General features: G+C 64.4%; 11 protein-coding genes. 3 read left to right on the top strand and 8 right to left on the bottom strand.

Annotation, left to right across the window (positions count from 1 at the left end):
• Window positions 1-3: 3 nt before the first annotated feature.
• The 6 genes from ACMV8A_RS03615 to ACMV8A_RS03590 are packed head-to-tail and all read right to left on the bottom strand — an operon-like array spanning window position 4 to window position 4017.
• A complete protein-coding gene (locus ACMV8A_RS03615) occupies window positions 4-672 on the bottom strand; it encodes a DUF484 family protein (RefSeq protein WP_495324378.1) in 669 nt (222 codons plus the stop codon).
• Window positions 669-1499 (bottom strand): diaminopimelate epimerase, encoded by an 831-nt coding sequence (gene dapF, locus ACMV8A_RS03610; protein ID WP_495324377.1) that lies wholly within the window; start codon window positions 1497-1499, stop codon window positions 669-671. The genes ACMV8A_RS03615 and dapF overlap by 4 nt, the downstream gene beginning before the upstream one ends.
• 17 nt (window positions 1500-1516) lie before the next feature.
• Window positions 1517-1960 carry a CoA-binding protein gene (locus ACMV8A_RS03605; RefSeq protein WP_495324376.1) on the bottom strand — a complete coding sequence of 148 codons (444 nt, stop codon included), beginning with the start codon at window positions 1958-1960 and terminating at the stop codon, window positions 1517-1519.
• Complete coding sequence (locus ACMV8A_RS03600) at window positions 1957-2622, bottom strand: class I SAM-dependent methyltransferase (protein ID WP_495324375.1); 666 nt, start codon at window positions 2620-2622, stop codon at window positions 1957-1959. Before ACMV8A_RS03600 ends, ACMV8A_RS03605 begins: the two co-directional genes overlap by 4 nt.
• Complete coding sequence (gene lysA / locus ACMV8A_RS03595) at window positions 2619-3869, bottom strand: diaminopimelate decarboxylase (RefSeq protein WP_495324374.1); 1251 nt, start codon at window positions 3867-3869, stop codon at window positions 2619-2621. Before lysA ends, ACMV8A_RS03600 begins: the two co-directional genes overlap by 4 nt.
• 13 nt (window positions 3870-3882) lie before the next feature.
• Window positions 3883-4017, bottom strand: a complete 135-nt coding sequence (locus tag ACMV8A_RS03590) for a lipoprotein (RefSeq protein WP_495324373.1) — start codon at window positions 4015-4017, stop codon at window positions 3883-3885.
• Between the two features lie 73 nt (window positions 4018-4090).
• Between ACMV8A_RS03590 and cyaY the strand changes: the two genes are divergently transcribed.
• A complete protein-coding gene (gene cyaY / locus ACMV8A_RS03585) occupies window positions 4091-4417 on the top strand; it encodes an iron donor protein CyaY (protein WP_495324372.1) in 327 nt (108 codons plus the stop codon).
• A 10-nt stretch (window positions 4418-4427) separates the two neighbouring features.
• Here cyaY and ACMV8A_RS03580 read toward each other — a convergent pair whose 3' ends face one another.
• Window positions 4428-5021 carry a DUF938 domain-containing protein gene (locus ACMV8A_RS03580; protein WP_495324371.1) on the bottom strand — a complete coding sequence of 198 codons (594 nt, stop codon included), beginning with the start codon at window positions 5019-5021 and terminating at the stop codon, window positions 4428-4430.
• Between the two features lie 115 nt (window positions 5022-5136).
• On the opposite strand from ACMV8A_RS03580, the gene ACMV8A_RS03575 reads away from it, so the two are divergent.
• Both ACMV8A_RS03575 and ACMV8A_RS03570 read left to right on the top strand, forming a co-directional pair.
• Entirely contained in the window at window positions 5137-6171 is a 1035-nt protein-coding gene (locus ACMV8A_RS03575) for a c-type cytochrome (protein ID WP_495324370.1), read from the top strand.
• Window positions 6168-6623: a DUF302 domain-containing protein gene (locus ACMV8A_RS03570; RefSeq protein ID WP_495324369.1), complete on the top strand. Its 456-nt coding sequence runs from the start codon at window positions 6168-6170 to the stop codon at window positions 6621-6623. Before ACMV8A_RS03575 ends, ACMV8A_RS03570 begins: the two co-directional genes overlap by 4 nt.
• 45 nt (window positions 6624-6668) lie before the next feature.
• Here the strand turns inward: ACMV8A_RS03570 and ACMV8A_RS03565 are convergent, their stop codons facing one another.
• The gene (locus ACMV8A_RS03565; RefSeq protein WP_495324368.1) at window positions 6669-9512 is read right to left on the bottom strand and encodes a class I adenylate cyclase; all 2844 of its coding nucleotides are present in this window, start codon (window positions 9510-9512) and stop codon (window positions 6669-6671) included.
• Between the last annotated feature and the right edge of the window lies 1 nt (window position 9513).

Genomic DNA, 9513 nt, shown 5'->3' with positions numbered 1-9513 from the left:
GGACTAGGCCATGCTGTCCAGACGCAGCAGGCGCGCCACCACGGCGCCGAGATAGCGCAGGAAGGTGGTGCCCATTTCGGCATGGAAGCGGCGCGGGTCGACGCTGCCGATGCCGAGCATGCCGAGGCATTGCCCACTGTCTGGTGCGAACAGTGGAATCACCGCGCCGGAGGCCAACTCATCCGCCGCCTTGCCGAACAGGAACTGCGCCTGTGCCGGGGCGATGTGGCCGCATACCGGTTCACCGCGTTCGATCACCTTGGTAAACGATTCGCGCGCCTTCGTGCCGTCACCGGCAAACAGCTTCAACTCCACCGCATCGGCATGGAAATCTTCGCGCAGGCCCTCGCGCAGGCGGCGCAGCAGCGCCTCGCTGCCGCGGCTTTCCAGCAGGCCGAGGATCAGTTGCTCGATACGCTCCAGCAGGTGCTCGTTGTCGCGCGCCGTTTGGGTCAGATGTTGCAGCTTGCGCTTGAGCTCCTGGCGCTGTTCACGCAGGACCGCGACCTGGCGTTCGATGAGCGACACCGCGCCCTTGGCATCGTGCGGCAGTTCCAGGTCGGTGAGCAGGTAGTCGTGGCGCAGGAAAAAATCGGGATGGCGGCGCAGGTAGTCGGCGACGGTGGCGTCGCTCAGTGTGACGGCATTGGTTTCCAGTGGTTGTGTGCTCACAGATCGATCTCCCCCTTGAATACCCGTGTCGCCGGCCCCGTCATCCACAGCGGCGCAGCGCCGCCCTCCCAATGGATGGTGAGACTGCCCCCCGGCAAGTCGACGCGCACGGTGTCGTCCAACTCTCCCCAGCGCCTGCCCACCGCCACTGCGGCGCAGGCACCCGTGCCGCAGGCCAGTGTTTCGCCGGCGCCCCGTTCGAATACGCGCAGGCGGATGTGGCCGCGGTCGACGATTTGCATGAAGCCGACGTTGACGCGGCGCGGGAAGCGCGCATGAGATTCCAGCAGCGGCCCGAGCCGTTCCACCGCAGCGGTGGTCACGTCCTCCACGCGCAGCACGGCGTGGGGATTGCCCATGGATACCGCGCCGAGGGTGAGCGGTTCGCCGCCGACCTCCAGCGGATATTTGTCGGCCTCGGCCTCGGCGGTGAACGGAATCTGCGCCGGGTCGAAGCGCGGCGCGCCCATGTTGACGCGGATCTCGCCGTTGCCCTCCACGTACAGGGTGATCACCCCGGAGGCGGTTTCCACCACGATGGCGTCCTTGGCGGTCAGCCCCTCGTCGCGCACGAAGCGGGCGAAGCAGCGCGCGCCGTTGCCGCACTGTTCCACCTCGCCGCCATCGGCGTTGAAGATGCGGTAGCGGAAGTCGACGCTGGCCTGGGTCGGCTGCTCCACCAGCAGCAGTTGATCGCAGCCGATGCCGAAGCGGCGGTCGGCAAGGAAGCGTACCTGTTCGGCACTGAGTTGAACGTCGCGGCGGTAGGCATCGATGACCACGAAGTCATTGCCCAGGCCGTGCATTTTGACGAAGGGAAGGTGCATGGAGGTTCAGGTTACCCTTAGTCGCCAGTGTTGGAAAGGGCGCTGCCGCAGGCCAGATAGTCCTTGTAGATGCAGCGGTCCATCACCACCCAGATGCCGGCCGCCTGCGCCCGCCGCGCCGCCGCCTCGTTGACCACCCCCTCTTGTAGCCACAGCGCCGGCACCTTGCGGGCGATGCAGATATCGACGATCTCATCCACGTATTCCGGCGCACGGAACACATCCACCAGGTCGACGGTGCCGGGTACGGCGTGCAGGTCCGGGTAGGCGCGCTCGCCCAGCACCTCGGCGACGGCCGGGCGCACCGGCACGATTCGGTAGCCATACTGTTGCAGGGCCTGCGCCACGCCGTAGCTGGGACGGTCGGCCTTGGGCGACAGGCCGACTACGGCGACCGTGCGGATCTGGCGCAGGCGCCGGCAGATTTCTTCATGGGACGGATTTTCAAAGCGTTCGCTCATGGCAGGTATCCGCTGACGGTGTAGTGGCGATCGCTGACCACGGTGACGGCAAGGTGCAGGCCGCTGGCGGCGAGTTGTGCGGCAACCTCGTCCGGCGTGTAGGCGGCGAGCAGCGAGTGATAGAAATCCTGGCGCAGCACCTCAGGCTCACCAACGGCGTACCGCTCCACCATGGCGGCGGCCGTGGCACGGCTGTCCGGGCGCATCAGGTCCATGACGAATACCGCCGCATGGGGCGCCGCGTGAGCGCGGATGCTTTGCCACAGCACCAGCGGATCGGCCAGGTGATGCAGCAGGCTGTTGCTGATAATGGTCGCGTAGCGCGCGTGTGGCAGCTTCGCGCCAGGCAGATAGCCGTGGATGTAACGGATGCGCGATTCCAGCGCCGTGCCGCGTTGCAGCGCTGCGGCATGGCGCAGCATGGTTGCCGCGCCATCGACGCCATGCAGGGTGCAGGCGGGAAAGGCCTGGGCGAAGCGGCGGGTGATGTCGCCGGGTCCGCAACCGAGGTCGAGCACGGCGCCCTGCGGCGCCAGCCCGGGGAATTGCATGCGGAACAGCTCGATGAAGCGCTGGTGCGGCGCGCTGAAGTCGGCCTCGGCGTAGGCATGCGCCTGTGCCGCTTCGTCCATCAACTCGGGTTCGGCAACCCGCTCCATCATTCCGGCAGCAGGCTCTCGCCGGCGTACAGCGCGGCCAGGGTTTCGCGCTGGCGCACCAGATAGCTCTTGTCGCCGTCCACCATGACCTCGGCGGCGCGTGGCCGGGTGTTGTAGTTGGAACTCATGGAGAAGCCATACGCCCCGGCGGAGCGTACGGCCAGCAGGTCACCCTCGCTTAGCGCCAGTTCGCGGTCCTTGCCGAGGAAGTCGCCGGTTTCGCAGATGGGGCCGACGATGTCGTAGTGCTGAACCGGGGCATCATTGCGCGCCACGGCGGGAACGATGGCCATCCAGGCCTCGTACAGGGTGGGGCGGATGAGATCATTCATCGCCGCGTCCACCACGGCGAAATTCTTGTGCGGCGTATGTTTGAGGTATTCGACGCGGGTGAGCAGGACACCGGCGTTGCCGATGATGGCGCGGCCCGGTTCGATGATCACCTTGAGGTCGCGGCCGGCGAGGCGGTCCAGCAGCGGTGCGGCATAGTCGCCGGGCAGCGGCGGGGTCTCGTCGCGGTAGGTAATGCCGAGGCCGCCGCCCAGGTCGAGGTGGCGCACGGCGATGCCGCGCTGACACAGGGTATCCACCAGCGCCAGCACGCGCTCCAGCGCATCGACGAAGGGGCGGGTCTCGGTGATCTGTGAGCCGATGTGGCAGTCCACGCCGATGATTTCTATGTGGGGCATCTCGGCAGCGCGGGCATAGACCGCGGGTGCAGCCTGGATATCGACACCGAACTTGTTTTCCTTCAGGCCGGTGGAGATGTAGGGATGGGTCTTGGCGTCCACGTCGGGATTGACGCGCAGCGATACCGGCGCGCGTAGCCCCATTTCACCGGCGACACGGTTGAGCCGTTCCAGTTCGGCTTCCGATTCGACATTGAAGCAGTGGATGCCTACCTCCAGCGCGCGGCGCATTTCATCGGCGCGTTTGCCGACGCCGGAGAACACCACCTTGGCCGGGTTGCCGCCGGCGGCCAACACCCGCTCCAGTTCGCCCACCGAGACAATGTCGAAGCCGGCGCCGAGGCGCGCCAGCACATTGAGCACGCCGAGGTTGGAGTTGGCCTTTACCGCATAACAGACCAGATGTTCGGTGCCGGCGAGGGCCGCATCGAAGGCGCGGTAGTGGCGTTCGATGGTGGCGCGGGAATAGACGTAGCAGGGCGTGCCATAGCGCTCCGCCAGGGTGGTGACATCGATCTCTTCGGCAAACAGGCGGCCGGCGCGGAAAGTGAAATGGTCCATGATCTCGCAGGGGTTATTTTTGCTGCTGTTGTTGGCTGTCCTGCGGCAGGTAGAGATCGCCGCGCGCGCCACAACCGCTCTGCATGCTCATGATGCCGAGCACGGCGATGACGGCCCACAGGGCGTATTGTCCCCAGCAAAAGCGCATGGCAGAGGAGCCTCGACAGGATAAGAAGCGCTAGTATACCCGCAACAGTCAGCCGATTTCAGGAGTCTTCCCCATGGAAAGCATGAGCGAATCCACCTTCAACCGCCGCATCGACGATACCCTGCGCGCCATCGAGGAGGCGCTGGATGCGGCCGGCAGCGATATCGATTATGAAAGCAGCGGCGGCATCCTGACCCTGCATTGCAGCGGCGGCTCGCAGCTGATCCTCAACCGGCAGACGCCGGTACGTCAGTTGTGGCTGGCGGCGCGCAGCGGCGGTTTTCATTTCAATTGGGACGCGGCGGCGGGCGGCTGGGTGCGGGACAGCGACGGCGCGGGGCTGGTGCCGGTGCTGACCGAGCTGCTGGCCACGCAATGCGGTGAAACCGTGGCCCTGTAGGGCGTGCAGCCTAGGGCAGTTTGCACCACACCAGGGTGTGGTTGTCCGCCGGCATGTCATAGTCGCGCCACAGGGTCATGCCCGCAGCGCAGGCCAGCCTGTCCAGGGCCTCGAAATCGCGCACGGCGCTGGCCGGGTCGCGCTGGCGCAGCCAGGCGTCGAAACGGGCGTTGCTGGCGGCGGTGTACTGACCGCCATAGTTGAATGGCCCGTACAAGGCAAATACCCCGCCCGCCTCCAGTATCCTGCCTACCCCGGCAAACATGGCCTCGACTGCGTCCCAGCCCATGATGTGGGCGGTATTGGCGCTGAACACCGCATCCACCTGGAGTTCAGGCCACGGGCTGCGGCGTACGTCCAGTGCCAGTGGCGGCAGGATGTTGGGGGTGCCTTCGTCGGCCAGCCAGGCATGAATGACGGGATGATTTTCCGCCAGGTCGCTGGTCTGCCAGGTGAGCCCGGGAAATTGGGGGGCGAAATAGACGGCGTGCTGACCGGTGCCGCTGCCGATCTCCAGCAGGCGGCTCCGTCCTGCCAGGACCTCGCGCAGCACGGCGAGGAGCGGGGCACGGTTTTGCAGGCAGGACTCCGCTATGGGTTTCATCGGCTTGTATCCCTGGTTGCTGATGTTCGACAATGGGTGCCCCAGGGAGATAACTCAATGCCTGTCGCCGCTGCCGGCCGGACAGGCACGATACGAAAAAAGCGGGGAAGAAGTGATGCGGGTAGTCTTGTTGCTGCTGTTGAGTCTGCTGACCTTGCCGTCGATGGCCGCCCCTGGCGGTGCCGAGCTGTATGCCCAGAACTGCGCTGTTTGCCACGGTGCCGACGGTCGCGGTGGCGTGGGCGTGCCGCTGGCCCTGCCCAGTTTTCTGCCCAGCGTCAGCGATGAGTACCTGGCGGCCACCATCCGCCATGGCCGCCCCGGCCGCGTGATGCCGGGTTTCAGTCATCTGCGCGATGCCGAGGTCAAGGCCATCATCGGCCACCTGCGCAGCTGGATGCCGGCGGGCAGCAAGGTGGTTGCCCTCGCGGCCAAGCCGGTGCAGGGGGATGCGACGCGCGGCAAGGCGCTGTTTGCCGAACGCTGTGCAGTGTGCCACGGCGCCAACGGCGAGGGCGGGCACGGTACCGGCGTCACCTTTTCGCGCCCGCGCGACCTGCCCATCATTGCCCCGGCCCTGAACAATCCCGGCTTTCTCACCGCGGCGTCCGATCAGATGATCAAGTCCACGCTGATGAACGGTCGTGACGGCACCCCGATGATCTCATTCATCAAGCAGGGGCTGAGCGAACGCGACATCGACGATGTGGTTGCCTATGTGCGTTCCTTTGCCGCCACCCCGGGCTGGAAACCCGGCAACGACGATACGCCGGTGCTGGAGATGGAGTCGCCCTACAGTTTCGACGAAACCGTGGAGGCGGTGAAGCGCTCGGCCGTGGGCAAAAACTTCCGCATCATCCGTGAGCAGTCGCTGGAGAATGGCCTGTTTGCCGCAGCGGAGGAGAGCAGGGAGGCGCACATCGTCTATTTCTGCAATTTCAATTTCATCAATCAGGCGCTGCAGCTCGACCCCCGCGTCGGCCTGTTTATGCCGTGCCGCATCACGGTGGTGGAGCGCGAGGGACAGGTCAAGATGATGAGCATCAACCCGAAATATCTGAGCCGCCTGTTCAATAACGCCGAACTGGATAAGCCCTGCGAAGAGATGTACCAGCTTTATCTCGGCATCATGGAGGAGGCCTCGCTATGACGCTGCGCGCCACCTTGTTGTTATGCACCTTGTGGCTGGGTTGGTCGGCCGCGGCCCTGGCCGATGAATTGTTCATGGTGCGCTCCAGTCACGCCTTCCCCGAAACCATGGCCACATTGCAGGAGGTCATCACGCGTCATGGCTACACCGTATCGCGTGTGCAGCGCGTGGATATCGGCTTGACCGACAGCGGCTTCACGACGGACATGTATCGGCTGGTGTTCTTCGCCAAGCCGGATGAGCTGCGCGAACTGTCGCAGCGCTATCCGCACCTCATCCCCTATCTGCCCTGGCCCGTTACCATCTTCGCCGAAGGCGAGGAAACCCTGCTGGTCACGGCGAATCCGGCAGAGCTGCATGCGCTGGCGCACAACGACGAATTGAAGCAGTTGTTTCGGCGCTGGAGTGTGGAGTTCCGTGCCATTCTGGAAGAGGTGCGGCGGGGGAACTGATGTGGCAGCCGAGTCCTTTCGGCGCACGACGTGAGGATTCGGCTGCTACGCCTGTTCGAGCAGCACCCGATTCAATTCGTTCTCGATGCGGCGCTTGTAGCTGAGGAAGTGGATGGTCTGCACCTTGTTCACGCCCTGCTCGCCCAGCACGGCGCGTGACATGCCGATGTCGGTGATGTAGATGGGATACTGCTGGCCACTGCGGCGTAGTTCCAGCACATGGCGCACCACTGCGGAGAACAGATCGGCGCCGTATTCAAGCGTGGAAAATTCGCGTTCGCCGCAGTACAGGGTAAACATGGTCTTGCCATTTTCGTCATGGTCGACGATGACCTGCAAGCTGACATACTGCTGATAGGCGCTGCGGAACTCCGGCATCTGCCGTTCCAGCTTGAGACGGTTCTCGCTGTCGCGGCCGATGAGATGGAACTCGACGCCGTCGGCGCCGCTCATCTGCTGGCCTTCCTGCATCAGGAAATTGATGCGATTGAGTATGGCGTCGAAGAAGCGGCTGTATTGGCTGAGCAGCAGCTTGGCGTCGTAGAACGGCAAGGTTTCATGGAACAGCGAGCCACGCTCGTCGATCACGTACACCTCCACCACGTCTCCCAGCGGGCGGTAGAAAAACTGTACCCAGCCGCTGCGATTGCGGCTGTAGATCAGCGGCAGTACCGAGTCGCTCAGCGTATGCGGGTCCAGCACCACCGGCCGGAAGCTGGTGCTGGGACGGCCAAGGGCAGAGAGCAGATTGCTTTCGGCAGGCAGGGCCTCGTATTGCAGCACATCCCCTTCGAAGGACAACAGATAATAGCCGCGCCCCACTGCTACCACGTAGCGGGCCCCTTGCAACGCCTTGGCGCCGTACCAGGCGGCCACCAGATCATGGAACAGCTTATCGATGCGCTGCGCCGCGATATGGCCGCGCTGGGCGCTGGTACCGAATACCTGGACGCGCGGCGGCGCCTCGCCGCGTGAGGGTGGCGCCCACTTGAAGTATTCGCAGAAGAAATCCATCAGGCCCTTGCCGCGGCGGTAGTGGTAGGTGAGCACCTCACGCCAGCTGGTGACGATCACCAGATCCATGGTCTGCACCAGATTCTTGCCGGTGCCGCCGTAGCTGAGCGCATCGGGGCGGCCGCTGGAGATGGACTGCCCAAGACTCGCCGAGGTGAATGAATCCAGTTCGTTGTTGACGAACAGGGCGCTGTGCACGATGCGCGCCGGGCCGGCGTATTCCTCCAGGGATCGGGTGTCGAGACAACCGGCAGGAAACAACGTATGCATACGCTCGACGATGGCCTTCAGCTCGTTGGATGTGAGCTGGGTAATCTTGGGATAGAGCACCACCACGGTGTGGCGGTCGATGATGCCGTTGAAATAGCACCAAGCCACCAACTCGATGATGTTGCGCGCCCGCTTGAGCGGCGTCGCCTGGCGCATCTCTTCTGAGGTGAGGGTGCCGCGGTACAGCTGCCAGCCGGCCTGCTGCTGATCATCCAGCAACTCTTCGACGGTGATCGCGGCCTCGCGCAGATCGGCATTGATGCCACGGTTGAGAAGCTCCACCTTGCCGGCCTTGCGTTCGAAGGCGGCATAGAGCTTGCGGCCGAGTATGGTCAGGTCGCGCTGGCTGATCAGCGATAGGCCGGCATAGCGGCGTGCGAAGTCGGACAGGAAGCGGTAGCTGACGGTGAGGGCATCGAACAGCAGGCGCCGTTCCTCTGCGACTCTCTGCACCTTCCAGGTGCTGCGCGAATCCATCAGGGTCAGATCCGCCTGGCGCCAGCCCCAGCCGCGCACCAGTGGCAGCAACAGCTCGCGTTGCCAGGTGTCGTCACGGCGCTCCTCGCTGAGGCGTTCGCCGGCCTTGAAGTAGAAGGCGCGGCGTGCCAGCTCCAGCCGCGGAGTATCGTTCCGCTTCTGTAGATACTCCTCCACCTTCTCCAGCATCATCAGATAGGGATCGAGGCGGCTGACGTTTTCCTCGCCGCGATACAAGGCCTGTTTGAAGCGCAGGCTGAGCAGGTCGATGTGCGGATACTCGTTGGCATAGCACTCCACCAGCAGCAACTTGAGGGCGGCTTTATAGGGGGAGTCGATGCCCTTGTAGATGTGCCACAGCGCCGCGCCGAAGAATTCCTCGGCCGGGACATGGGTAAGGCCGCCGAAGTTGAGATGATCGCGCGCATGCAGGAAGCGCTTGTCCTGCAATTCACGCACGTAATTGTCGTAATCGCCTTCGCGCGACGGCGGCACCAGCCACCATAGCGGGGCCTGTCCCGCGATGAGGATGGCGGTGCGGTAAAACTCTTCCAGCAGCAGGTTGTGCTGGGCCGAGCCCGAACTTTCCTCCGACAGCGGCAATACCTCGCCGCTGCGGAAACGATCCACATTGACCAGGTAGAAATGCACCTCCAGGTCCAGCGTGGCCGCCCAGGCCTCGATGGCGCTGGCCTTCTGCTGCAGCTGGGTGAGCTGCGCGCTGCTCAGCGCCGGGTCGTGGCACACCCAGATGTCGAAGTCGCTTTCTTCCGAATAGGCAATGCTGCCCGGGCTGCCGATCATGTAGAGGGCGAGGATGGGGAAGTGGCGCTGGCGCAGGCGCTTGTATTCAAAGCTGCGCGCCAGACGCCGGGCAACCTCCAGCTCACGCCGGGCCGGTTCGTGGCCGGCCAGCCCTGCCGGGGCATCCTTGGACGCAAAACCCGGCAGCATGGGGTGATTGATGTGGAACAGCAGCGGCAGTACATCGAGCACGTCGCGCTGGCGCTCGCGCAGGGCGTCCCGGGCGCGCTCCAGGCGTGCGTGGTTGAGCTTCAGGAAACGGTGGCGTACCGCCTTGAAGTCGATTTCGTTGTCGGAGTGGGCCGCTGTGTTGTCGCCGCTCATG

The sequence above is a fragment of the Sulfurivermis sp. genome, assembly GCF_059410345.1.
The sequence above is the reverse complement of the archived record's forward strand: the minus strand, read 5'-3'. Positions and strand labels throughout refer to the sequence as shown.